Raw genomic sequence first — 23045 nt, 5'->3', positions numbered from 1 at the left:
CAGTGAATAGCTGCTCCGGGACGGTTGTCAATCAAGGGAATTCCGATACTCACCGGCACACGGATTACGGCACCGCGCGTTTGTCACGCGGCGACGAGGTCGCGGCGGACGGGCCGCCCACCACGCGCACGGCCAGCAGCGCGCCGGCGAGCGTCAACCCGGCCGCGGTGAGGAGGCCGGCGGTGTACCCCGTGGCCAGCGCCACTCCCGCCGGCGCGCCCGCGTCGAGCCGGATCGCCCGGACCGCCGTCAGGACCGCGCCGATCAGCGCCACCCCCAGTGCGCTCGACAGCTCGCGCGACGCCGTGAGCAGCCCGGACGCCGTGCCGGACCGCCGTTCGGCCACGACGTCCAGCGCGTGCGACGTCAACGGCGTCGTGAACGCCGAACCGGCCCCGATCAGCACCAGCCCGGGCACCCGCGGGCCGATCGCCGGGAGGTGGTTCACGGCGGCGAGCGCGAGCAGGCCGCCGGCGACCACGGCGAGCCCGGCGCCGACCGTCCGATGTGGACCGAACCGGGCGACCGCCCACGGCACGGGCGGCGTCGCGGCCACCACGGCGACCGCGACCAGGGCCAGCGGCAACCCCGCCCGGACCGGGTCGAGACCGAGGAACTCCTGGTGCAGCAACGGCGTGAAGAAGACGATGCCCGAGATCCCCAGGCCCCACAGCACCTGCACGGCGAGCGAGCCGGCGAACACCCGGTTGCCGGTCAGGTCCGCCGGCACCAGCCGGTCACGCGCCCGGCGCTCCCGGAGCACGAACCCGGCGCCGAGCGCGAGGCCCGCGGCGAGCAGCGCGACCCCGGCCCGAGGGTTCTCACCGAGTTCGACGAGCGCCGCGGTGAGCAGGACCAGGCTGGCCGTCACGACGGTCATCGCCCCGATCGCCGGACGCGGTCCAGGCGGTTCGCGGCCGGCCGGCACCGTCCCCGGCAGCAGCACGAGCATCGCCGCCACGAACGGGAGGTTGACGAAGAAGATCCAGGCCCAGCCGAGGTATTCGCTCAGCAGCCCGCCGAGCGCCGGGCCCAGCGCCAGCGCGGCGGCCAGGCACGCGGTCCACACGGCGGCGCCGAGCGTCCGGCCCCGCGCGTCGAGGTTCGACCGCAGCAGGCTGAGCAGGCCGGGCACCAGGAACGCGGCCGCCGCGCCCTGCAGCACCCGGGCGGCGACGAGCAGGCTCGTCGCCCCGGCGAGCCCGCCGGCGGCCGCGCCGATCCCGAACGCGAGCAGCCCGGCCAGCAGCGCCGGGCGCCGGCCCCAGCGGTCGATCAGGGTGCCCGCCACCAGGAGCAGGCCGGCGAACGGGAGCATGTAGCCGAGGGCGACCCACTGCAGCGTCCCGAGGTCGAGCCCGAGATCGCGGGCGATCGAGGGCGCGCCGGCCGCGACGATGGTGTTGTCCAGGGTCGTGACGAAGGCGCCGAGCGCGATCAGCACCAGGGTCCGCCGGGTCATCGCGCGCTCCCCACCAGTTCGCGGGCGGCCGGGGCGCGCGAGCGCCGCGGGAACCACCAGTTGGCCTCGCCGAACCACGCCATCACCGCCGGGACCAGCACGCACCGGACGACCACCGCGTCGAAGAGCACCGCGACGGTCAGCCCGGTCCCGGCCTCCCGCACGACACGCGCGTCCACGAAGGCGAACGCCACGAACACCAGCGCCATGATCAGCGCGGCCGCGGTGATGGTCCGGCCGGTCGCCGCGACGCCCTCGACGACCGCGGCCCGCGTGTCACCGCGGCGGCGCCACGCCTCCTGGATGCGCGCGATGAGGAAGACCTCGTAGTCCATCGACAGGCCGAACAGGCCGGCGAACAGGAACACCGGCAGGTACGGCTCGATCGGCCCGCCGAAGGCGAACACGACCGCGCCGGTCGTCGCGGCCGCGGTCAGCAGGTTCATCACCGCCGCCGTCAGCGGGATCACCACGCTCCGGAACACCCAGGCCAGCAGCAGCACCGAGATGCCGACGACGCTGAAGAGGAACAGCGGGAGCCGCGCGGTGATGGCCGCGGAGAAGTCGGCTCGGGCCGCGACGAGCCCGCCGACGTGCGTGTCCGGGCCGCCGATCGTCGTGACCATCGCCCTCGTCCAGGTCAGCAGCTCGCCGGTGGCCGGGTCGCCGGGCGCGGTGCGCGGGGTGACGGTGAGGAGCCAGCCGCCGTGGGGCAGCGTCGCGGGCGGGCCGACGTCGGCGCGGGCGAGGAGCGCCTCGCGCAGCGTCCCCAGCGACGGGTCGCCGGTGCCCACCACCAGCAGCGGAGCGTCTGCGCCCGGGCCGAACCCGTCCCGGAGCAGTTCGGCGGCCGTCCGCGTGACGCTGCCGGGCGGGTCGAGCGCGGCGTCCGGCACGCCGAACCGCAGGCCGGTCATCGGCAGCGCGAGCACGGCCACGACCAGCACCGCGGCGAGCGTGTACGGACCCGGCCGCCCGGTCACCGACCGCGCGAGCCCGGCCCAGCGGCGGCCGCTCCCCTCCGCCGGGATCCGCATCCGCGCCGCCACCGGCCGCAGCAACGCGGGCAGCAGGGTCAGCGCGGCGGTCGCGGTGAGCAGCACGGAAACCGCGGCGGCGACGGCGATCCCGTCGAGGAACGGCAGACCGACGGTCAGCATCCCGGCCAGCGAGACGCAGACGGTGACCCCGGCGAAGACCACGCTGCGACCCGACGTCGCCGCCGCGACGGCCAGTGCCGCCGCGGTTTCCGCGCCTTCGCGGCGGCCCTGCCGGAAGCGGGTGAGCACGAACAGCGCGTAGTCGACGCCGACCCCGAGGCCCAGCAGCGCGGCGATCTCGGTGCTGATCTTCGGGACGGTCATGACGTGCGACAACAGCGTGACCGCGGCCAGCGCGCAGCCGACGGACACCGACGCCGTGACGACCGGGAGCAGGACGCACGCCGCCGAGCGAAACGTCACCAGCAGCACCAGGGCCGCGGCGAGCAGGCCGATCGCGGCGTTGCCCAGGTCGGGCGCGGCCGCCGTCATCGCGGCCAGCTCTCCGGTCGCGCCGGCGGTGAGGTCGCCGGCACCGCGGACGACGTCGGCGAAGGCGTCCGCGGTGCCCTGGCCGAGGTCGGCGGCCGGCGCGTCGAACCGGACGGGCAGGACCGCGGTCCGGTGGTCGGCCGACACCTGGCCCGGCGGCGGGCCCACGGCCACGACGTGCGGAATCGTCGCCAGCCGGGCGGCGAACGCGGCGAGCCGGGCGCGGCCGGTGCCGGTGTCGACCGGGCCGTCCGGCACGTGGACGACCACGCGTTCTTCGGCGCCGGTGCGGTGCAGCAGACGGGCCGCGGCGGTGCTGTCGGCGGCGGGCAGGTCCACCGTGTCGCGGAAGTCCGCGCCGGTGTGCAGGACGGCGGCGACGAGCCCCGCCAGCGCCGTCAGCCACAGTGCCGCGACCAGGCCGGACCAGCGGAAGCACCACGAAACGACGGCCGTCATCCCGTTCTCCTTCCGCACACCCCTGTTGATCACGCTAACAACGGAATGGGCCGCGAAGATACGGGCCGGGATCACAAATCGAATTCCGGAAACCCTTGCGGCCGTGAGTGTTCCGCCGCTTGTCGGACGCGTGACAAAGATGTGTGCGACCCTTGGCCCCGGCATGACAGAACCGGGTCCGGACGCAGGCCCGGCGGTTGCCAATCTCGTTTCCGTGTGAGTACATGACCCTTCGCGCCGAAGCGGAAAGGGGTGGCCATGACCCGGACGATCACCGTCCCGCACCCCCGCGGCACCGGCCGGGCGCAGCAGCTGTGGTGCTCGCTGCCCACCGAGCTCGCGCGGCGGTTCCGGGCGCACGCGGACCCCATCGCCCGGCGGATCCTCGAAGAGATCCAGCGGGCCGTGCCCGAGTACGCCAAGCCCCTCGAGGGCGAGTTCGGGAAGATGATCGTGCTGGCGATCGAGCAGGCCGTGCTCAGCTGCATAGACAGCATCGACACCGTACCGTCCACAGAGGACAACTGGCCGAAGCTGTTCCGGGAGGTGGGAAAGCGCGTTCACCACGACGGCGGCAGCCTGAACTCGCTCCAGGCCGCGTACCGCGCGGGCGGCCGCGCGGCGTGGCGATACGTCGCGGAGCTGGGCCAGGCGCACCGCTTCCCCGCTGCCGTGCTGTGCGTCGGCGCGGAGGCGATTTTCGCTTACGTGGAAGAGATTTCGTCGTACTCCGTCGAGGGGTACACCCTGGCGCAGGCGATGGCGACCGGCACGCTCGAACGCCGTCGCCGCCGGCTGCTCGAACTCCTCCTGGCCAGCCCGCCGTCGTCCCCGGCGACGATCGCGACGATGGCCGAGGCCGCGAAGTGGGCCATGCCGAAGTGGGTCACGGTCGTCGCGCTCGACCCGCGCAGCGACCAGCACCTGACCCCGGCTCCCCAGGTCGCCGACGACGTCCTGCTCGACCTCGAAGGCACCGAGCCCTGCCTGCTGACCCCGAACCCGGACCGCGACCTGCGCGGTCTCGAAGGTCGGCTGCCGGGGTGGCGCGCGGCCGTCGGCCCCCGGGTCCGGCCGGCCGACGCGGCGACGTCGGCACGGTGGGCGCGCCGCACGCTCGACCTGGTCCGCCGCGGCCTGGTCGGCGACGGCGCGGTGACGCACACGGCCGACCACCTGGCGACGCACTGGCTGCTGCTGGACCGGTTCCTGCTCGACGAGCTGTCGGCGAAGACCCTCGCACCGTTCGCGGGCCTGACGGTGAAGCAGCAGGTCCGGTTGGCGGACACGTTGCTGAGCTGGCTGGAGCACAACGGGAACACGCCGGACATCGCGCAGGCACTGGGCGTCCACCCGCAGACGGTGCGCTACCGCGTGAGCCAGCTGAGCGACCTCTTCGGCGACCGGCTGACGGATCCGGCGCAGCGCCTGGAGATCCAGATGACCCTCCGGGCGCACCAGTTGCTGGGCACGCCGCCGCCGGGCGAGCAGTGACCCTTGACCGCGCGGTGCGGCGTCCTCCATGCTGTTAGCGCTAACAGTGCTGGGGAGGCCCGTCGATGACGCTTACCGAACTCACGCGGGAGTTCTTCGGCCGCGCCGGCGACACCGACGTCCACCGGTACACGCTGTCCCGGCCCGACGGGCCCACGGTCCGCGTGCTCGACTACGGCGGCGTCATCCAGTCCGTGGAAGCCCCGGACCTGTCCGGGCGGCGGGCCGACGTCGTCCTGGGTCATCCGGACCTCGACGGGTACTTCGCGAACAACCAGCCGGGCGCCGCGCGGGTGTTCCTGGGCGCGGTGATCGGCCGGTTCGCCAACCGGATCGCCGGCGGCGCGTTCGCCCTCGACGGTGTCCTGCACCGGGTTCCGGTGAACGACGGGAAGAACAGCCTGCACGGCGGCCCGGCCGGGTTCGACACGCGGGTGTGGTCCGCGAGGCCGGTCCCCGGCGGCCTGCGGCTGACGCTGGTCAGCCCGGACGGCGACCAGGGCTACCCCGGCCGGCTCGCGGTCGAGGTGACGTACCGCCTCGACCCGCGGCTGCGCATCACCTACCGCGCGACCACGGACGCGCCGACGGTCGTCAACCTGACCAACCACACGTACTGGAACCTGGCCGGCGGCGGTGACGTGTACGACCACTCGCTGGCGATCGCCGCCGGCTCGTTCTGCCCCACCGACGAGAACCTGATCCCGGTGGGCGATCCGACGCCGGTCGAGGGCACGCCGTTCGACTTCCGCCGGGCGACGACGATCGGCGCCCGCCTCGGCGACCCGGACCCCCAGCTGGCGATCGGGCGCGGTTACGACCACAACTGGGTCCTCGACGACGGCGCGCCGTTCGCCGCCCGGGCCTGGGAGCCGACGTCCGGCCGGTTGCTCACGATGTGGACGACCGAACCGGGCCTGCAGTTCTATTCGGGCAACCACCTCGGCCGTCCCGGCGCGGGGTTCGCGCTGGAGGCCCAGCACTTCCCGGATTCGCCGAACCGGCCGGACTTCCCGAGCACGGTGCTCCGGCCGGGCGAGGTCTACCACCAGGAGACGGTCTTCGAGCTGACGACGGCGGACCGGCCGCCGGTGGCGTGAACGACATTCCCGCCTTTTCCGGCCGCTCTCGCCATTACCCTCGCCGGTCATGGGAGATCTTTCCGCCGACCTCGCGCCCACCGGTGTGCTGCGCGCCGCCGTCAACCTCGGGAACCCGGTGCTCGCCCACGGGACGCCCGACGCGCCCGGCGGTGTCACCGTCGACCTCGCGCGCGAGGTCGCGGCGCGGCTGGACGTGCCGGTGGAATTCGTCTGCTTCGACGCGGCCCGGAAGTCGTTCGAGGCGCTGACCTCGGACGCGGCGGACCTCTGCTTCCTGGCGATCGAGCCGGCGCGCGCGGCTTCGGTGGCCTTCACGGCGCCGTACGTCGTCATCGAGGGCGTGTACGTGGTCCCAGCGGATTCGCCGTTCCACGCTCCCGAGGACGTCGACCGGCCGGGCGTCCGGATCGGCGTCAAGGAGGGGTCGGCGTACGACCTCTACCTGACCCGGACGCTTTCCCGGGCGACGATCGTGCGCGGCTCGGACGGGGTGGCGGCGTTCGAGGCGCAGGGGCTGGAGGTGGCGGCCGGGATCCGGCAGCCGATGACCTCCTACGTCTCCTCGCACCCCGGGACACGGGTGATTTCCGAGCGGTTCATGCAGATCCAGCAGGCCGTCGGGACCACGCCGGCCCGGCGTCCCGAGACGGTCGCCTTCCTGCGCGAGCTGGTCGAGGAGCTGAAGGCGAACGGGTTCGTCGCCGACGCCCTGCGCCGCGCGAACCAGCCGGACGCCACGGTGGCGCCGCCCGCGTAGACCGTGGCGGCCGTCACTCTGCGCTTCCCCCGGTCGACGGAGTGATATCGCTTTCTCGTTGCCGCCGTCATCGGTGCGACATAGCGTCTTCTCGACGGTCGCAACGAGTGCTACGTTTCTCGTGGTCCAGGTCGATCCGAGGAGCTGCGATGAGGCTTACTCCCAGCGCTCACACCGACTCGTTCTGCCGCGACCGGCTGCCGCCCGCCGAGCAGTGGCCGCGGCTCGTCTTCGACCTGCCCGAGCTGGCCTACCCCGACCGCCTCAACGCCGCCACCGCCCTGCTCGACGGTGCCGTGGAGCGCTTCGGCGCCGATCGGCCCTGCCTGCGGTCCCTCGAGGACAGCTGGACCTACGGCGAGGTGCTCGCGCGGGCCAACCGGATCGCCCACGTCCTCACCGGCGAACTCGGCGTGGTGCCCGGAAATCGCGTGCTGCTGCGCGGCACCAACACGCCCTGGCTGGCGGCCTGCTGGCTGGGCGTGCTCAAGGCCGGCGCCGTCGCCGTCTCGACCATGCCGATGCTGCGCCGTCACGAGCTCGACAAGATCGCCGACCGGGCGCGGCCGGCCGTCGCCTTGTGCGACGAGCACCTGCTCGACGAGCTGCCACCCGGCCTGCCCGTCGTCTCCTACGGCGCCGAGCTCGCCGCACGCTGCGCCCGGCACCCGGCGACCTTCGACGACGTGCCGACCGCCGCCGACGACGTCGCGCTGCTCGCCTTCACCTCCGGCACCACCGGGACACCCAAGGCGACGATGCACTTCCACCGCGACCTGCTCGCCATCGCCGACACGTTCTCGAGGCACGTGCTGCGACCCACCGCGGACGACCTCTTCTGCGGCACCCCTCCCCTCGCGTTCACCTTCGGCCTCGGCGGCCTCCTCGTCTTCCCGCTGCACGCCGGCGCGTCCGTGCTCCTGCTGGAACGCGCCACCCCCCAGGAACTGGCCTCGATCGTCGCCGAGCGGTCGGTGACGGTGCTGTTCACGGCGCCGACCGCCTACCGCGCGATCCTCGGCTCCGGCGACGGCCCGCTGCTCAAGGGGGTGCGCCGCGCCGTCTCCGCCGGCGAAGCCCTGCCCGCCGCCGTGGCCGAGCAGTACCGCGACCTCGTCGGCCGCCCGCTCATCGACGGCATCGGCAGCACGGAGATGCTGCACGTCTTCATCTCCGCGGCCGACGACGCCGCCCGCCCCGGCACGACCGGCACCGTCGTCCCCGGCTTCCGCGCCGCCGTCCTGGACGTCGACGGCACGCCCGTGCGCGACGGCACGCCCGGGCTGCTTGCCGTGCAGGGCCCCACCGGCTGCCGTTACCTCGAAGATCCGCGGCAGGCCGACTACGTGCGCGACGGCTGGAACATCACCGGTGACACCTACGTCCGCGAACCCGACGACTATTTCCGGTTCGTGGCGCGCAGCGACGACATGATCGTCTCCTCCGGCTACAACATCGCGGCTCCCGAAGTCGAAGAAGTGCTGCTGAGCCACCCGGACGTCGACGAGTGCGCGGTGGTCGGCACGCCCGACCCGGACCGGGGCGCGGTCGTGACGGCCTTCGTCGTGCCGCGACCGGGAGCCACCCCGGGCCCAGCCCTCGCGCAGGCCTTGCAAGAGCACGCCAAAGCCGTTGCGGCGCCGTACAAGTACCCGCGCCGGGTGCGGTTCCTCGACGCATTGCCGCGCAACGCGAGCGGGAAGCTCCAGCGCTTCCTGCTGCGCGAGCGGTGACGGGGGTGACGGGCCCGCTGCCGAGGTGGGGTGGCGGTGGGCCCGTCACGTCTGGGGGATGCCGGGGACATGGCTCCATCCTAGCCACGGATTCGAACACGTGTTCGCGTCTCTTCGAGTGATTCCCGGCTACGAAAAGTCACCATCGCCCGGCTGATTCGCGCCGTGGCAACACTTCCGGGTGACACGAAGTCCTCAATGGACACTTGCGGACCACAGCAAACGCCCCGGAAACCCCCGTCCGGGGTCTCGTCACGCGCCGGCGGACCGGGCGCCGCCGTCGGCAGAAGTCCTGACCCCGCACTGACCTGCGCCGGAGGAGCATCACCCCGACGCGCCGCGGAGCCGGTGCGCGACCCGGAATCCCGGTCCCATAAAGTCTTCGCGCAGCCATCCGGAGGTGAACGCCCGCGTGCCCGAGGTCGACTACTACGAGGTGCTCGGCATCCGCCGGAACGCCACGGCGGCCGACGTCAAGACGGCCTACCGCCGGCTGGCGAAGACCATGCACCCCGACGGCGGCGGGACGGTCGGCACGTTCCGGCTGCTCCGCGAAGCGTACGAGGTCCTCGGCGACCCCGTCGCCCGCGCGCGGTACGACTCCGGCGGCGCGACGGTGGTCCCCGTCCCGGTCCGGCCGCGGCCCCGGCGGCGCTTCGGGGACGAGCCCGGGTTCGTCCCCGACCTGCCCGACCTGGACGCCGAAGACCTCGACTGGTGGCACTTCGCCGGGCAGGACACCCGGATGCGCCACGGCCGCCGTCGCGGACCCGGGCACACGCCGGTCGTCGCCGCGGTGGGCGGGATGGTGCTGGTGCTGCTGCCGCTGGTCACCGGGGTGGGGTTCAGCACGCCGGTGCTCATCGTCTGGCTGCTGCTGACCGCGAGCACCGCGCTGCTCGTCCAGCGCCTCGCGCGCGGCTACCTGCGGGCGAACAAGGCCCGCGAGGCGTACGCGGAGGAGTTCGGCGGCCGCACAGTGTTCGGCGCCCCCGGCACCGAGCGCGACGAACTCGCCGAACGCCTCACTGCCGACCTGCTCGAGACCTACCTGACCCGGCTGCCCGGCGCCCGCATCTTCCACGGGCTCGCGTGGCCGGGCTCGGTGTTCGCCGACGTCGACCACGCGGTGCTGTGCGGCAAGCGGCTGGTGCTGATCGAGTCGAAGCTGTGGCTGCCCGGCCACTACGAGACGGCCGAGGACGGCAGGCTGCTGCGCAACGGCCGCCCGTTCCGCGGCGGCGGCAGCAGGCTGGCGGAGAGCCTGGCCGCGTACCGTGATCTGCTGCCGGGCGTGGCGCTGCGCGGAGCGATGATCGTGTACCCGAGCCGCAGCGGCGACCTGACCACGGCCGACCCGGGCGACCTGCCGACGGCGCCGATGACGCCGGAGGAGTTCCTGCACGAGATCGGCGAGTGGCTCGCGGCCGATCCGTCCACAGTGGATCATTCAGCGCTGCGGACCATGCGGGACCAGGTCGTCGGCGGGGGCGGCCGGGCGGCTTGAGCCGCGTCGGCGGGCGGCGCAAGACGGGCCGCGCGTGCTGCCGCCCGAGGGGCCGGGTTGCGCGGTGGGAGGTCCGGCGCCGCATCGGGTGCGGTGCATGCCGCTCGCCGGGCCGGTCCGCGTCGCGGGAGCTGGTGCCGTCGGCCCGGGGGCAGGCCGGCGTGTCAGGCTGGGTCGTGTGAATCCTGCCGCCACGCTGGGTACCGTGCTGCTGGCCTACCTCCCGGCGGCCGTCTCGCCCGGTCCGAACTTCGTGCTCATCGCGCACACTGCCGCGGCCGGTACGCGGCGGGCCGCGGTGGCCGTCGCGCTCGGGGTGGTCGCCGCCGGTGGGGTGCTCGCCGCCGTTGCCGTGTTCGGGCTCGGCGGTGTCCTCGCCCGCGCGCCGTGGCTGGCCGCCGCCCTACGCGTCGTCTGCGGTGGCTATCTCGCCTGGCTCGGTGTGCGACTGTGGTGGCAGGCCCGCCGATCGAAGAGACCAGACCGAGGTGAGGAGTCCCCCTCCACCCGGGCCGCGGCGCTCGACGGCGATGCCGCACCGGGCCACTTCCGCCGAGGCGTGGTCAGCAACCTGACCAACCCGAAAGCCGCCGCGTTCTTCGGCAGCGTCCTCACCGCGACGCTCCCGCCGACCGAACCCACCGCCGTCAAAGCCGCGGCCGTCGCGCTGATCCTCGTGATCTCGACGGCCTGGCACCTGAGCGTCGCCCTGCTGTTCTCCGCTCCCGCGACCCAGCGCTGGTACGCCCACGCGAAACCCACCCTGAACCGCGTGGTCGGCTCGATCCTCGTCGTTCTGGGCGTCATCCTCGCCGTGACGCCGTGAAGGCCTCCCCGCCGCAGCGAGAAGGCCTCCACGAACGAACAGACGAACCTACCGGACCCCACCCGAAGCACGCTGCTTCTGCGCGTGCGCGGAGCGGGTGCAGACCTCACCGACGTCGACCGTCTGGCCGCGGTCGGCGTACACGTCCGCCACGCCGACGAGCTGGCCCTTCGGCGACGTGCAGGTCAGCTGGTAGGCCTCCTTCGGCCCGTACGTCGGCGGGATCGGCGACGCGAACGACACGTCCCCGCTCCAGTCGTCGACCGTGGCCGGGTCGGCCTGGTCGTAGTTGACCACCACGGCCTTGTAGTCGCCGGCCGGCGGGTCGAACAGCACGGCGTGCTCGGACGTCGTGCCGCCGTTCGCCGACGAGCTGACCAGGTTGCCCGCCGCGTCGTAGATGAACAGGTCCCAGTCGGTGGCGGTGCTGGCCCAGTTGATGTTCACGCTGAACTTCCCGTTGTCGACCTGGGGCAGGCCGTTCACGTGGAAGGTGAACGAGTCACCCGCCGGGTCGGCCGGGTAGTTCTGGTTGATCGGCGGCACCCCGGCCGGGTTGGTCACCGCGAAGCCCTGCTGCGCCGGGCCCTGCGGGTCGCGCCCGTAGCGGCCGGCCACGTACGGCCGGGTCGACGGGTTGACCGACCAGGCGAACCGCCCGCCGGTGGTCGTGAACTTCGAGTTCAGGTCGTCGGTGACGTAGATCGGCGGCTTGGTGGAGCCGTCGGCCTGGATCACCGGCGACGTCGGCGTCTGGAACGTCTTGTGCAGCTTGAGCTGGTAGCCCTTCGGCGCCGAACCGATCAGCGTCGAGTGCTGCTGCGGGTCGGCCGCGCTGCCCAGCTGGTCCAGGAACGCCTGCCGGTTGCCGCCCTTGCCCGCGCCGGCGGCCGGCGCGAGGCCTTCGTACTCCGCGACGACGCTGTCGGCGTAGGGGCCGTGGAAGCCGTTGCCGCCGACCTCGATGGTGAAGCCCCAGCCGCCGGTGGCCCAGTACGACCAGTCCTCGGTGGTGCCCGTGGTGTCGTACAGCGCCCAGCTCGGCTCACTGGTGTAGCCGTTGCGCGAGGCCATCTTGTCGCCGAGGGCCTTGTAGGCCGGCTCCTCCAGCGGCGGGCGGACGTCCGCCACGCCCGGCGGGCGCAGCACCAGCGCGGCGACGGTGTGCATCGTCATCAGGTTGGTCACCTGGCGCGAGGACACGATCGAACGCACGTTGCGCACTTCGGGCTCACTGAACGGCGCGGACCCGCGGAAGGTGTCGCCGCTCCAGGCGATCTCGGCGCCGTTGCCGCCCCAGAACCCGGCGTAGTTGCGGTTCGGGTCGGTGCCGCGCAGGCGGCCGGCCGGGTTGGCCTTGCAGACTCCGGTGGAGTACTGCGCCGGCGAGTCGTTGACGTTGCAGTTCTTGCGCTTCATCTCGTAGTCGAACCGGGTGAAGTCACCCTTCGGCTCGGCCTCGCGGGAGATCTCGAAGCCGTCCGGGTTGATGATCGGCACGACGATGTTGCGGGTCTTGCCGACGAGGCTGCGGATCGCCGGATCGTGCGCGTACCCGTTGATCAGCTCGTACGCCCACTCCATGACGTGCTCGCCCGCCGGCCACTCCCGGGCGTGGTGCACGCCCATGGTGAAGTTGACCGGCTTGCCGTCGGTGACGTTCTTGACGTCGGTCGCGATCTCGACCCCGACGACGTCGCGGCCTTCCCACGTCGACTCGGGCATGGTGAACGCCGAGACCAGGCCCGGGTTCTTGCGGGCCAGCTCCTTCAGCTCGTAGTTGTAGTCGTAGAGGTGCCGGTAGCTCGTGCGCCCGGACGGCAGCGCCGAAGCGGCCGTGGTCGCGGCGTACTGGCGGTCCGTCTTCGCGTCCTGCACGGACTTGGCCGAGAGGTCGGCTTCGATGACCTTCGACTTGAAGCCGTTGTTCTTGAGCGTCTGGCGGTCCGCGTCGTCGGCGAGGACGACCTCGACCCCGGTCGCGTCACCCTTCTCCGTGACGTCGAGGCCCAGGGCGGTCAGCTTGTTCTTGTCGGTGCGCGTCGGCGTCTCGACGCGGACCAGCTGCGCCTTCTGCACGGTCGTCGGCGTGCCCTGCGGGGTCAGCGCGAGGAAGTCGACGCCGAGCTGGGCCCGGTCCGCCGACCCGCCGTAGCGGCAGCCCTGGACGATGAGCTCCTGGTCCTTCTTCACGAAGCTTTCGGCGAGTTCGCGAGTGCGCAACGCGGCCGAAGCGGCGACCACGGCACCGGTCGCCTTGTCGAACACGGCGACGTCCCAGTCGCCTTCGGTGCCCGAGGCCGGCTTGAGCCGAGCCTGGACCAATCCGTCCACAGTGGACTTGAGCTCGCGGCGATCGGTGCCCGGCGTGCCCTTGGGCAGCGCCTTTGCGAAGCACGAGCGTGGTACCGACTTGTCGGCACGCAGGATGTTCTGGGCCGCGCCGGCGGTACCGGCCGGTAACGTGACGAACGCCGCCGCCAGCGCCACGACCGAAGCCGCCAGCACCAGTCTTCTTGGTGAATTCCCCACAGGCAAAGACCTCCTTGACCGAGGCCGGCACAGCACGGACGTACCGGTAGCGAGTGACCGTAATGGACGAAAACCGGCTACGGTAACCGCCGTAAGTCGTACAGCCCCCGCCCCGTTTTCACGCGAAGGTTCGCCCGAAAGAACCTTTACCGGGAGTTCAACGGCCGGTCGGCTACTGTCGGTTCATGGTCACGGTCCCTGCGCGACGAACGTCGCTCGCCGTCTCGCTGGGCGGCATCGCCGCCCTCGTGCTCGGTGCCGCGCTGGTGCTGCTGCTGCAGGTCATCCCGCCGACCGACGAGATCAGCGCGACCCGCCGCACGATCAGCGAGTACGGCCTGTCGGACCACAAGTGGGTGTTCGACCTCGCGGTGGTCCTGGTGGCGCTGGGCTCGGCGGCCGGGCTCGGCGTCCTGCACAGCCAGCGGCGGCTGCCCGTGCCCGCGGCCGTCCTGGGTGCACTGTGGACGGTCGGACTGCTGGTCATCGTCGCTTTCCCGAAGCCGGACTGGGCGACGGTCTCGCGCTCGGACTTCGGCGGCACGCTGCACCGGATCGCGAGCGTCGTGGCCTTCGTGGCCCTCCCCCTGGCGGTGCTGGTCGCGGCGCGCACGGCGTTCCCGGGCTCCCCCGGCCGCCGGTGGCTCGCCCGCGTGCTCGCGGTCGCGTCGCTGGCCTGGTTCGCGGTGATCCTGGGAGCCGTGGTGGTCGCCGCGGCCGACGGCGGCCGCTGGTGGACACTCATCCCGCTCGGCCTGGTCGAACGCGGGATGGCGCTGACCGAGCTGATCGCGCTGGCTGTGCTGCTCGCTCCGGCGCGAAGTCAGGCTCGGTAGAGCTCGGTCAGCAGGGCGGCGGCCAGGTGCGTCGCCGGGTGCGCGTCGCGGTGGCGCCAGATGAGCCGGACCGGGATGCGGCCGGCGTCGCGCAGCGGCCGGTAGCGGATGCCGTCGCGCCGGTACTGCGCAGCGGTCGCCTCGGGCGTGACGCCGACGCAGCGCCCGGTCGCGATGGCCGCCAGCCAGTCGTCGATGTCGTGGGTGTACTCCACCGCCGGTCGCGCGCCTTCGGGCCACAGGTCCGGGGACGTGGTGCCGGTGCGCCGGTCGACGACGAGCGTGCGGCCGCCCAGCTCGGCGAACGGGATCACGCGGCGCCGCGCCCACGGGTCGTCCGAGGCGAGGGCGACGCACCGGCGTTCGTGGCCGACGACCGTGTGGGCGTAGCGGCGGGTGTCGACGGCGGTGCGGACGACGGCCAGGTCGCAGCGCCCCTCGGCCAGGCCGCCGGTCGCCGTGTTGGTCCGCACCAGCTGGAGTTCGACGTCGGGGTGCCGGTCGTGCCAGCGCCGCTGGAACTCCGCGGTGTGCCGGCCCACCGCCGACCACGCGTGCCCGAGCCGGAGCCGGGTGTGGCCGGTCGTGACCTCGTGGACGAGCGTCCCGGCGTCGGCCAGCAGGACCCGCGCCCGGGCGAGGACGGTGACGCCGGCCGTGGTCGGCTCGACGGTCCGGCTCGTGCGGTGCAGCAGCCGGACGCCGAGGATCCGCTCGAGCGCGAGCAGCGTCCGTGACACCGTCGCCTGGGAGACACCGAGCTCGAGCGCGGCGTCGGTGAAGCTCCCGGCGTCCACCACCGCGACGAAGTGCCGCAGGTGGCGCAGCTCCAGAGCGGACTCGGCATCCATGCGCTCAGCGTATAGGTGGCGTGTCGGATGCATTTTGCGTATGCGTCAGCGCCCGTGATAGTCGGGGCATGACGAGCACGGGCGCGGGGCGCTGGCGCGGAGCGGCGCTGATGACGGGCAGCGGGCTGTCCAACCAGGTCGGGGCGTCGGTCGCGGCCCTGGCCTTCCCGCAGCTCGGGCCGGCCGGGGTCGTGGCCGTCCGCCAGTGGGTCGCGGCCGTGGTGCTGCTCGCGACCGCGCGGCCGCGGCTGCGCGGGTTCACCGCCGCCCAGTGGCGGCTGGTCCTGGCCCTGGCGCTGGTGTTCGGGACGATGAACCTCTCGCTCTACAGCGCCGTCGACCGCGTTGGCCTCGGACTGGCCGTCACGCTGGAGTTCCTCGGCCCGCTGGCCGTCGCCCTCGCCGGGTCACGACGGCGGGGCGACCTGCTGTGCGCGCTGGTCGCGGCGGCGGCCGTCGTGGTCCTGGTCCGGCCGCGGCCGAGCACCGACTACCTCGGCATCGGCCTGGCGCTGCTGGCCGCCGGGTGCTGGGCGGCCTACATCCTGCTCAACCGCGCGGTGGGCGCCCGCATCCCCGGCATCGCGGGCTCGGCGGCGGCCGCGGGCGCGTCCGGGCTGGCGTACGTGCCGGTCGGCGTCTGGGCGATGATCGCGCACCGGCCCGAGCCAGGCGCCGTCCTGGCCGCGGTGACCGCCGGTGTCCTGTCGTCGGCCGTGCCGATGCTGGCCGACCTGCTGACGCTGCGGCGGGTCCCGGCGTCGGTGTTCGGGACGGTGATGAGCGTGAACCCGGTCCTGGCGGCGCTGGTCGGCTGGGTGGTGCTCGGCCAGCGTCTCGACGTGCTTTCGTGGGTGGCGATCGGGGTGATCGTCGCGGTCAACGTCGCGGCGGTGACTGGGCCGAACGGGTAACGCGGCTCAACCCGCGGGCGTGGTGGGGCGTGAAGCCTGCGCTGACCGATTCCGAGGGGGAATTCGCATGTTCCGACGTGCTGCCGCGCTCACGTTCGCGGCACTCGCACTGGGCACCGCCGTCACCGCACCGGCCGCGACCGCGGCCGACGCGTGCACCTGGACGGCGCACAGCATCGCGGCGCCCGACGGCTACCTCGCCGCCGACGTCGACATCAGGGGGACCGACAGCCACGGCGGCTACTCCGGCACGGTCTCCGACCGGAGCGTCAACATGAGCCGGGTGGTGCTCTGGACCGGCGGCGAGCCCCGCATCCCGGACGCGCTCGCGAAGTTCGTCTACCCGAGTGTCGCCGACGAGAACTCCGCGGGAACGGTGCTGCTGGACGGTGGCTCGCCGTCCGCCGAATGGGGCGTCTACCTGTTCAGCGGCGGTCACCTGGGCCCGGGCACGCTCACGCGCCTGCCCGACCCGCCCGGCTACCGGCTCGAATCGGCCGTCGGGCTCAACGACCGGGGCGACGTCCTCGCGTCCGCCACCGATCTCAAGGACGGGCACCGGGTGAGCGTCCTCTGGTCGGTCCTGGCCGCGGGACCGCGCATCATCGACATCCCCGACCGGTTCGGGCTGGACCTCGACGACGACGGCACGGTGCTGCTCCGCGCCCCGGACAACCAGCTCGGCGGGCTCTGGCGGGCCGGCGTCGTCACCCCGCTGACCGGCGAAGACCGTCCCGTGCTGATCCGCCAGATCCGGAACGGCGTCGTGGTCGGCACGGCGATCGACTCGTGGCCGGCTTCGCGCGCCTTGGCGTGGCACGGCCCCGCCGACCCGCGTCCCCTCGAGCAGGGCGGGACGGCGGAAGCGACCAACAAGCACGGGCTGATCGCGGGCAGCCTGACCAACCTGATCGGACCGGCCGCGGTCTGGCAGGACACCCGGCTGCTGGGCCGGCTCCCGTTCCCCGACGGCGGCGACGCGGACGTGTTCGTCATCGGCGACGACGGCGTGATCTTCGGCAACACCAGCAACGCGCCGGCCGCCCTGCGGTGGACCTGCGACTGACGCGTCAGACGGGACGGAGGTCGGGCTCCGCGGTGTGCACCAGCCGCGGGTCCGGCTCCTCCCCCGCCATCGCGAAGAAGCCGCGTGCCACCCGCAGCAGCAGCGGCCAGTTCTTCGGGTTCTTCTTGTCCACCCCGCCGATCAGCTGCTTGAGCATCGAGAGCGTGTCGAAGTAGATGCGCTCGCACACCAGCTTCTCGTCGGCGTCAAACACGAAGTACGCCGCCATGCGGACGCGGAAGCGGGACCCGGTCGCCGGGATCGCGCCGAGCGGGCCGAGGTGCGTGCCCAGCAGCCAGAACTCGACGACGACCGCGTCGGCGCTGTGCCGCAGCGCGATCAGCTCGTGGTGCTGGTCGGGGAACGCGGTGCGGGTGTCCTGGTAGTAGCCGCGGACCGCACCGTCGCCGTCGTGGACGGTCATCGTCGCGATCACCTCGTAGTGCGGGTGCGGGAACGTCGAGAGCGTGGCGTCCCAGTCCTGAGCGACCTCGTCGCGGAAGTGGTCGAGCACCAGCTTCTGCCGCGCCGCCAGGACTTCCGGACCGGGGATGTCGAACTCGCTCATCGCGCTCCTTGAATCCACGACGTAGGTAATCGACGATAACCTACACTGTAGGCACGCCGATGGAAGGGGACGCCGTGCTCGAAGGAACCCTCGCCCGCGCCAAGCCGGTGATCAGGTGGGGGCTCGGCCACGCGCTCCCCCGGACCGTGCTGCGCCGCGAAGCCCGGCGCGGCGACCTCCAGGGGCGGATGGTCGTCGCCGCGGCCGGCGGGCGCGACCTGACCGGGCTGTTCGAGGAGATCCGCGCCGCCGGCCCGCTCGCCCGCACCCGCTTCGGCTGGATGACCACGACGCACGCCGCGGTCCGGGAGGTGCTCTCCAGCGACGACTTCCGCGTCGGCGTCATCGGCTCCGACGGCTCGCCGCTCGGGCGGCTGGTCGAGTGGTCGGCCGGCGAGCACCTGCACCCGGTGCGGCCGCCGTCGCTGCTCGCGGTCAACCCACCCGAGCACACGCGCTACCGCAAGCTGGTCACCGGCGTGTTCACCGCGCGCGCCGTCGAGCAGCTGCGCGGGCGGGTCCAGGAGATCGCCGACGGCCTGCTCGACGGCCTCGACCCCGGCCGGCCGCTCGACCTCGTCGAGTCCTATTGCGGCCTGCTTCCGGTGACCGTCATCAGCGAGATCCTCGGCGTGCCGCCGTCCGATCTCGGCAAGGTGCTGTCGCTGGGCGCGGCGGCCGCCCCCAGCCTCGACCTCGGCCTGGGCTGGCGCACGTTCCGCGACGTCGAGACGGCGCTGGGCGAGTTCGACGCCTGGCTCGGCGAGCACCTCGACCACCTGCGCCGGAACCCCGGCAAGGACCTGTTCAGCAAGCTCGTCGCGGCCCGGGACGACGGCGTCGGCCTCACCGAGACGGAGCTGAAGTCCACCGCGGGCCTGGTGCTGGCGGCCGGCTTCGAGACGACGGTCAACCTGCTCGGCAGCGGGATCGCCCTGCTCGCGGACGACCCCGGGCAGCTCGCCGTGCTGCGCGAGCGGCCGCAGCTGTGGGGCAACGCCGTCGAGGAGGTCCTGCGGTACGACCCGCCGGTGCTGCTGACCGGCCGGGTGGCGACGCGGGCCACCGAGGTCGCCGGGGTGCCCGTGCCGCGCGGGGCGCTGGTGACGACGGTGCTGGCCGGCGCGAACCGCGACCCGGCGGTGTTCGCCGATCCGGGCACCTTCGACGTCACGCGGGAGGGCGCGCGCGACCACGTGGCGTTCGGCGCGGGACGTCACCACTGCCTGGGCGCGTCGCTGGCGCGCATGGAGGGCGAGATCGGGTTGCGCACGATCTTCGACCGGTTCCCCGGCCTGCGCGTGCTGCCCGGGGGCCGGCGCCGGGAGACGCGCATCCTGCGCGGCTACGAAAGCCTGCCGGCGGTGCTCGCCCCGTGACGACCCGGCGGGGCCGTCCCCCCAGGGACGCGGACGTCTTGTCGCGCGCGCGGATCCTTCGCGAGGCGCTCGTGCTCATCGACGAAGAGGGCTTGGCCGCGGTCAGCATGCGGAAGCTCGCGCACCGGCTCGGCGTCGACCCGATGAGCCTGTACAACCACGTCGACGGCAAGGACGCCCTGCTCGACGGGGTCGCCGAGGTGCTGCTGGCCACGATCCCCTCGCCGGTCGCGGGAGCGGGCCTGCGGGAGACGATGTCCGCGCTGGCGCACGGGTTCCGGGCCGCGATGCTCGGCCATCCGCGCGCGGCGCCGCTCGTGCTGACCCGCCGGCTGGCGTCGATGACGGCGCTCGCCCCGGTGGAGGCCGTGCTCGGCCCGCTGCTCGCGGCGGGCTACCCGCCGGACCGCGCGGTGCACGGGCTGCGGGCGGTGCTGGCGTTCTTGATCGGGACGCTGATGCGGGAGGTCGACGTGGCGCCGACGTTCAGTGGTGCCGGCGACGAAGGCCGGCTCGCGGACCTCTCGGCGTCCGGACTGCCCGCCGTGGTCGCGGCGGCGCCGTACCTCGCGGTGTGCGACCACGAAGCGGAGTTCGAGTTCGGGCTGGGGATCCTGCTCGACGCGCTCGCGCCGTGACTCAGCGGATCCGCTCGTGCAGGGCGGCCATCCGGGCGTCGAGGTCGGCCGCCGTCCTGGCCGCGGCGGCCAGCTCGCCCGCGAAGTCGTCCGGGACGCTGTCGGCGTACTTGTACGAGAGCTTGTGCTCGACCGCGGCCCAGAAGTCCATGGCGATGGTGCGCAGCTGGACCTCGACCTTGACCTTCTCGACCCGGTCGGACAGGAACACCGGGATCCGGACGATCAGGTGCAGGCTGCGGTAGCCATTGGCCTTCGGCTTGGCGATGTAATCCTTGGTGCGCAACAGCTCGACGTCGTCCTGCGCGGTGAGCATGCGGGCAACCTGGTGGACGTCGGAGACGAACGGGCAGACGACCCGGATGCCGGCGATGTCGTCGAGGACGTGCGCGGCGGCGATCCAGTCGTCGCCGAGGCCGCGGCGGCGGACCTTCTCCTTGATCGCCTCCGGCCGCTTCACCCGGCTCGTGATGTGCTCGATCGGGTCGTGGCGGTGGACGAAGTCGAACTCCTCGCTGAGGATCCGCAGTTTCGTCATCAGCTCTTCGATGGCGAACTTGTACATCAGCAGGAAACGCGGGAGCTGCCCGGCGACGGCGAGCTCGTCGGCCGCCTCCCGCAGGTCCTCGGCCGCCGGATCGGTGGTCACTGAAGCCTCAAGCTGTCGTCGGACGTTTTCGAGCACCAGGTTACTGCGCTCCACCCGATCAACGACCACCGGCGGGCCGGAGTTCCCGCCGGTCACCGGATCGGGTCACCCGATCGGGCGGCAGGTCGACGAGGTCCCGGGGTTTCGGTGAGGCCGGACAGCTTGGCTCGGGCGCCGTCTGCGGTGGGGTCGCGGACCGGCCGGTTGCCGGGGGATGGGTGTGGCGGAGATGCCGCGGTCATCGAGGAGCCGTGGTCGCCGACGTGGGTCTCGCCGGAGCGGGGCTGGGTGCGGCACGGGATCCGGGTGGCGGGGACCCCTGGCGGAGGGTGTGCACCGGCCCGCCGCCGGTGCACACCCTCCTGGTCTTACTTGCCTTCCGTGGCGGACTCGGTGACGGATTCGGTGCTGGTTTCGGTGGTGCTGTCGGCGGTCGCGGTGCCGGTGCCGGCTGCCGCTGCTGCCTGATCGGCGACGCACTTCTCCGCCACCGCCGCCGCGGCTGCCTGCTCCGCTGCCTTGCCGGCGTTCTTGTTCTTGCCCTTGGCCTTCTGCTGGTCGTTGCCGTTCTGCTCGGCGGCCATGCCCTGCTGGTCCGCGGCGGCGCCGGCGGTGGCTTGGGTCACGCAGTCGAGGATGGCGGTGCAGTCCTGTGCGGAAACTTCGTTCTGCGCCGCGGCTTCACCCTGCGCCGCCATGCCCTGCTGGTCGGCCATGCCGTTCTCGTCGGCCATGCCGTTCTGCTTGGCTGCGCCATTTTGCTTGGCCATGCCGTTGCCGTTCGCCATACCGTTCTGGTCGGCCATGCCGTTGCCGTTCGCCATACCGTTCTGGTCGGCCATACCGTTCTCGTTGGCCATACCGTTCCCGTTGGCCATACCGTTCTGCTTGGCCTTGCCGTTGCCGTTCTCGTCGGCCGCGCCGTTCTCGGCGGCCATTCCGTTGGCGTCGGCGGCTCCGGCGGCCTGGGCCACGCACTGCTCGACCACGCCGCAGGCCTGAACAGCCGCGGCGTCCTGAGCGGCCGCGGCGTTCTCGTCGGCCGCGCCGTTCTTGGCGGCCTTGCCCTTCTGCTTGGCCTTGCCGTTGGCGGCCGCGCCCTGGTCGGCGGCTTCCTGCTGGTCGGCCATCCCGTTCCCGGCGGCCATCCCGTTCTCGTCGGCCGCGCCCTGCTGGTCGGCCATGCCGTTGCCGCTCGCCATGCCGTTCTCGCCGGCCGCGCCCTGCTGGGCGGCCATGCCGTTCTCGTCGGCCGCCGCCTTGCCGTTCTTGGCCTTGCCGTGGCCCTTGGCCATGCCGTTCTCGCCGGCCTGGGCGTCCTCTCCGGCCGCCGCGGCCTCTCCGGCGATCGCCGCGCACTGGGCCGCTACCTCGTTCGCCGCCACCGCTCCGCCGCAGCCGGCCGCCGCGCGGCGCTGCTGGATCTGGTCGACCACCGCCTGGCGGTTGGCTATCCGGGCCGCCGACTGGGCGTCCGGGGCCGCCTGCTGGCCCGCGATGAACGTGAGGTTGTTCTGCAGCGCCGTGTCCAGGCCGCCGCAGCTTTCCGTCGCCGCGTTGCTCGCCGGGCTGCTGAGGGCGATCGCCGTCGCCGTCGCCCCCGCGACTCCCAGCAGCGCCGCCAGCCCGATCGTGGCCTGTTTGCGGTGTCGTCCGGTACTGCGTCCGTGGGGCATCAGCCCCTCCTCTCGGGTCGCCACCTCACCCAGGCACACGGGGCGCCGCCGTGAATGGTTCACCGATCACCGGAAGGAAGTCACCGGAACGTCCACTGTGGACACACGATCGGGCTTCGACCAGCTGTCGAGCCGAAATTTTCAGCCGAGGTCGGCCAGCTGCGGTACGGCGGGAGCCATCCCTTCGATCCACGCGGCCGGCGAGCCCGTGGTCGGGGTGATGATCGCCGCCTGGATGCCGAGCTTCGCGTAGTCGGCCATGGCGCGCACGAAGTCGTCGCGGGTCTCCGGCGTCGGACGCGGGTTGTTGGCCAGGACCGTCTTGCGGATCGCGTCGTAGTCGCGGCCGACGTCGTCGCAGTGGCCGCGCAGCACGTCCAGCTTGTGCGCCACGTCTTCAGGCGACGACGCGAACAGGTTGCACGCGTCGCCGTACTGCGCGACGAGCCGCAGCGTCTTGCGCTCCCCGCCGCCGCCGATGAGCACCTTCGGCCGGCTGATCGGCTGGGGCGAGCAGAGCGTCTCGGCGAGCTGGTAGTGCTTGCCCTCGAACGGGCCGTTGTTCTCGGGGTCCCACATCTGCCCGCAGATGCGCAGCGTCTCCTCCAGCCGCTCGAACCGCTCGGCGATCGGCGGGAACGGCACGCCCATCCCCCGGTGCTCGCGCTCGTACCAGGCCGCGCCGATGCCGAGCGCGGCCCGGCCGCCCGAGACGACGTCGAGGGTGGTGACGATCTTCGCGAGCAGGCCGGGGTGCCGGTAGGTCACGCCGGTGACGAGCAGGCCGAGCTCGATCGTGGACGTGTGCGCGGCGAGGAAGCCGAGGGTGGTGTAGCCCTCCAGCATGTTCGACTCGGCGGGCAGGCCGGTCGGCTCGATCTGGAAGTAGTGGTCCATGAAGGACAGCCAGGTCGCCCCGGCCGCCTCCGCGGCGCTGCCCACCCGGGCGAGCTCACCGGCGATGGCGGTGGTCCCGCCGTCGATGTCGAAGATGGGGAGGTGGAAACCGAGCTCCATGAAAAGTTCTCCTGACGTGCGGTCGGCGTGCCCTCACGCTAGAGCC

General features: G+C 72.8%; 19 protein-coding genes. 11 read left to right on the top strand and 8 right to left on the bottom strand.

Features of this window, described 5'->3' with window-relative positions; genetic code table 11:
* Nucleotides 1-64: 64 nt before the first annotated feature.
* Nucleotides 65-1462, bottom strand: a complete 1398-nt coding sequence (locus AA23TX_RS15875; protein ID WP_155543288.1) for an MFS transporter — start codon at nucleotides 1460-1462, stop codon at nucleotides 65-67.
* Nucleotides 1459-3453 (bottom strand): MMPL family transporter, encoded by a 1995-nt coding sequence (locus AA23TX_RS15870; protein WP_155543287.1) that lies wholly within the window; start codon nucleotides 3451-3453, stop codon nucleotides 1459-1461. The genes AA23TX_RS15875 and AA23TX_RS15870 overlap by 4 nt, the downstream gene beginning before the upstream one ends.
* A 258-nt stretch (nucleotides 3454-3711) precedes the next feature.
* Here AA23TX_RS15870 and AA23TX_RS15865 point away from each other — a divergent pair, with 258 nt between their 5' ends.
* The 6 genes from AA23TX_RS15865 to AA23TX_RS15840 all read left to right on the top strand — a co-directional run bounded on the left by AA23TX_RS15865 (nucleotide 3712) and on the right by AA23TX_RS15840 (nucleotide 10873).
* A complete protein-coding gene (locus tag AA23TX_RS15865; RefSeq protein ID WP_155543286.1) occupies nucleotides 3712-4947 on the top strand; it encodes a PucR family transcriptional regulator in 1236 nt (411 codons plus the stop codon).
* A 65-nt stretch (nucleotides 4948-5012) separates the two neighbouring features.
* Complete coding sequence (locus AA23TX_RS15860; protein ID WP_155543285.1) at nucleotides 5013-6047, top strand: aldose epimerase family protein; 1035 nt, start codon at nucleotides 5013-5015, stop codon at nucleotides 6045-6047.
* Between the two features lie 49 nt (nucleotides 6048-6096).
* Nucleotides 6097-6807, top strand: a complete 711-nt coding sequence (locus AA23TX_RS15855; protein WP_155543284.1) for a transporter substrate-binding domain-containing protein — start codon at nucleotides 6097-6099, stop codon at nucleotides 6805-6807.
* Between the two features lie 149 nt (nucleotides 6808-6956).
* Nucleotides 6957-8540 carry an AMP-binding protein gene (locus tag AA23TX_RS15850; RefSeq protein WP_155543283.1) on the top strand — a complete coding sequence of 528 codons (1584 nt, stop codon included), beginning with the start codon at nucleotides 6957-6959 and terminating at the stop codon, nucleotides 8538-8540.
* A 412-nt stretch (nucleotides 8541-8952) separates the two neighbouring features.
* Nucleotides 8953-10047 carry a J domain-containing protein gene (locus tag AA23TX_RS15845; protein WP_155543282.1) on the top strand — a complete coding sequence of 365 codons (1095 nt, stop codon included), beginning with the start codon at nucleotides 8953-8955 and terminating at the stop codon, nucleotides 10045-10047.
* 178 nt (nucleotides 10048-10225) lie between these two features.
* The gene (locus AA23TX_RS15840; protein WP_155543281.1) at nucleotides 10226-10873 is read left to right on the top strand and encodes a LysE family translocator; all 648 of its coding nucleotides are present in this window, start codon (nucleotides 10226-10228) and stop codon (nucleotides 10871-10873) included.
* A 48-nt stretch (nucleotides 10874-10921) separates the two neighbouring features.
* On the opposite strand, the gene AA23TX_RS15835 is transcribed toward AA23TX_RS15840, so the two are convergent.
* The gene (locus tag AA23TX_RS15835) at nucleotides 10922-13381 is read right to left on the bottom strand and encodes a M14 family zinc carboxypeptidase (RefSeq protein WP_155543280.1); all 2460 of its coding nucleotides are present in this window, start codon (nucleotides 13379-13381) and stop codon (nucleotides 10922-10924) included.
* Between the two features lie 209 nt (nucleotides 13382-13590).
* Here AA23TX_RS15835 and AA23TX_RS15830 point away from each other — a divergent pair, with 209 nt between their 5' ends.
* Nucleotides 13591-14241 carry a DUF998 domain-containing protein gene (locus tag AA23TX_RS15830; protein ID WP_155543279.1) on the top strand — a complete coding sequence of 217 codons (651 nt, stop codon included), beginning with the start codon at nucleotides 13591-13593 and terminating at the stop codon, nucleotides 14239-14241.
* Here AA23TX_RS15830 and AA23TX_RS15825 read toward each other — a convergent pair.
* Nucleotides 14229-15092: a LysR family transcriptional regulator gene (locus AA23TX_RS15825; protein WP_155543278.1), complete on the bottom strand. Its 864-nt coding sequence runs from the start codon at nucleotides 15090-15092 to the stop codon at nucleotides 14229-14231. The two genes, AA23TX_RS15830 and AA23TX_RS15825, sit on opposite strands and share 13 nt — an antisense overlap.
* A 68-nt stretch (nucleotides 15093-15160) precedes the next feature.
* Here AA23TX_RS15825 and AA23TX_RS15820 point away from each other — a divergent pair, with 68 nt between their 5' ends.
* Together AA23TX_RS15820 and AA23TX_RS15815 are read left to right on the top strand one after the other, a co-directional pair.
* Nucleotides 15161-16006, top strand: a complete 846-nt coding sequence (locus AA23TX_RS15820) for an EamA family transporter (RefSeq protein ID WP_230862512.1) — start codon at nucleotides 15161-15163, stop codon at nucleotides 16004-16006.
* 67 nt (nucleotides 16007-16073) lie between these two features.
* The gene (locus tag AA23TX_RS15815) at nucleotides 16074-17072 is read left to right on the top strand and encodes a hypothetical protein (RefSeq protein WP_155543277.1); all 999 of its coding nucleotides are present in this window, start codon (nucleotides 16074-16076) and stop codon (nucleotides 17070-17072) included.
* A 4-nt stretch (nucleotides 17073-17076) separates the two neighbouring features.
* On the opposite strand, the gene AA23TX_RS15810 is transcribed toward AA23TX_RS15815, so the two are convergent.
* On the bottom strand, nucleotides 17077-17640 hold the full coding sequence (locus AA23TX_RS15810; protein ID WP_155543276.1) for an ester cyclase: 564 nt from the start codon (nucleotides 17638-17640) through the stop codon (nucleotides 17077-17079).
* A 59-nt stretch (nucleotides 17641-17699) separates the two neighbouring features.
* Here AA23TX_RS15810 and AA23TX_RS15805 point away from each other — a divergent pair, with 59 nt between their 5' ends.
* Together AA23TX_RS15805 and AA23TX_RS15800 are read left to right on the top strand one after the other, a co-directional pair.
* Nucleotides 17700-19019, top strand: a complete 1320-nt coding sequence (locus AA23TX_RS15805) for a cytochrome P450 (RefSeq protein ID WP_196425337.1) — start codon at nucleotides 17700-17702, stop codon at nucleotides 19017-19019.
* Nucleotides 19016-19657: a TetR/AcrR family transcriptional regulator C-terminal domain-containing protein gene (locus AA23TX_RS15800; RefSeq protein WP_230862511.1), complete on the top strand. Its 642-nt coding sequence runs from the start codon at nucleotides 19016-19018 to the stop codon at nucleotides 19655-19657. Before AA23TX_RS15805 ends, AA23TX_RS15800 begins: the two co-directional genes overlap by 4 nt.
* Before the next feature lies 1 nt (nucleotide 19658).
* Here AA23TX_RS15800 and AA23TX_RS15795 read toward each other — a convergent pair whose 3' ends face one another.
* The 3 genes from AA23TX_RS15795 to AA23TX_RS15785 form a co-directional block, all read right to left on the bottom strand.
* A complete protein-coding gene (locus tag AA23TX_RS15795) occupies nucleotides 19659-20306 on the bottom strand; it encodes a GTP pyrophosphokinase (RefSeq protein ID WP_155543274.1) in 648 nt (215 codons plus the stop codon).
* A gap of 368 nt (nucleotides 20307-20674) precedes the next feature.
* On the bottom strand, nucleotides 20675-21982 hold the full coding sequence (locus AA23TX_RS50165) for a hypothetical protein (protein ID WP_230862510.1): 1308 nt from the start codon (nucleotides 21980-21982) through the stop codon (nucleotides 20675-20677).
* Nucleotides 21983-22123: 141 nt separating this feature from the next.
* Complete coding sequence (locus AA23TX_RS15785) at nucleotides 22124-22999, bottom strand: LLM class F420-dependent oxidoreductase (protein ID WP_155543273.1); 876 nt, start codon at nucleotides 22997-22999, stop codon at nucleotides 22124-22126.
* Nucleotides 23000-23045 lie beyond the last annotated feature (46 nt).

This window comes from Amycolatopsis camponoti (assembly GCF_902497555.1).
Lineage (GTDB): Bacteria > Actinomycetota > Actinomycetes > Mycobacteriales > Pseudonocardiaceae > Amycolatopsis > Amycolatopsis camponoti.
This window is presented reverse-complemented; position numbering and strand designations above follow the sequence as displayed.

Coding starts and splice junctions, on each gene's coding strand:
- AA23TX_RS15875 (WP_155543288.1), bottom strand. CDS start 1,462: ATGACCCGGCGGACCCTGGTGCTGATCGCGCTCGGCGCCTTCGTCACG.
- AA23TX_RS15870 (WP_155543287.1), bottom strand. CDS start 3,453: ATGACGGCCGTCGTTTCGTGGTGCTTCCGCTGGTCCGGCCTGGTCGCG.
- AA23TX_RS15865 (WP_155543286.1), top strand. CDS start 3,712: ATGACCCGGACGATCACCGTCCCGCACCCCCGCGGCACCGGCCGGGCG.
- AA23TX_RS15860 (WP_155543285.1), top strand. CDS start 5,013: ATGACGCTTACCGAACTCACGCGGGAGTTCTTCGGCCGCGCCGGCGAC.
- AA23TX_RS15855 (WP_155543284.1), top strand. CDS start 6,097: ATGGGAGATCTTTCCGCCGACCTCGCGCCCACCGGTGTGCTGCGCGCC.
- AA23TX_RS15850 (WP_155543283.1), top strand. CDS start 6,957: ATGAGGCTTACTCCCAGCGCTCACACCGACTCGTTCTGCCGCGACCGG.
- AA23TX_RS15830 (WP_155543279.1), top strand. CDS start 13,591: ATGGTCACGGTCCCTGCGCGACGAACGTCGCTCGCCGTCTCGCTGGGC.
- AA23TX_RS15825 (WP_155543278.1), bottom strand. CDS start 15,092: ATGGATGCCGAGTCCGCTCTGGAGCTGCGCCACCTGCGGCACTTCGTC.
- AA23TX_RS15820 (WP_230862512.1), top strand. CDS start 15,161: ATGACGAGCACGGGCGCGGGGCGCTGGCGCGGAGCGGCGCTGATGACG.
- AA23TX_RS15815 (WP_155543277.1), top strand. CDS start 16,074: ATGTTCCGACGTGCTGCCGCGCTCACGTTCGCGGCACTCGCACTGGGC.
- AA23TX_RS15810 (WP_155543276.1), bottom strand. CDS start 17,640: ATGAGCGAGTTCGACATCCCCGGTCCGGAAGTCCTGGCGGCGCGGCAG.
- AA23TX_RS15805 (WP_196425337.1), top strand. CDS start 17,700: ATGGAAGGGGACGCCGTGCTCGAAGGAACCCTCGCCCGCGCCAAGCCG.
- AA23TX_RS50165 (WP_230862510.1), bottom strand. CDS start 21,982: ATGCCCCACGGACGCAGTACCGGACGACACCGCAAACAGGCCACGATC.
- AA23TX_RS15785 (WP_155543273.1), bottom strand. CDS start 22,999: ATGGAGCTCGGTTTCCACCTCCCCATCTTCGACATCGACGGCGGGACC.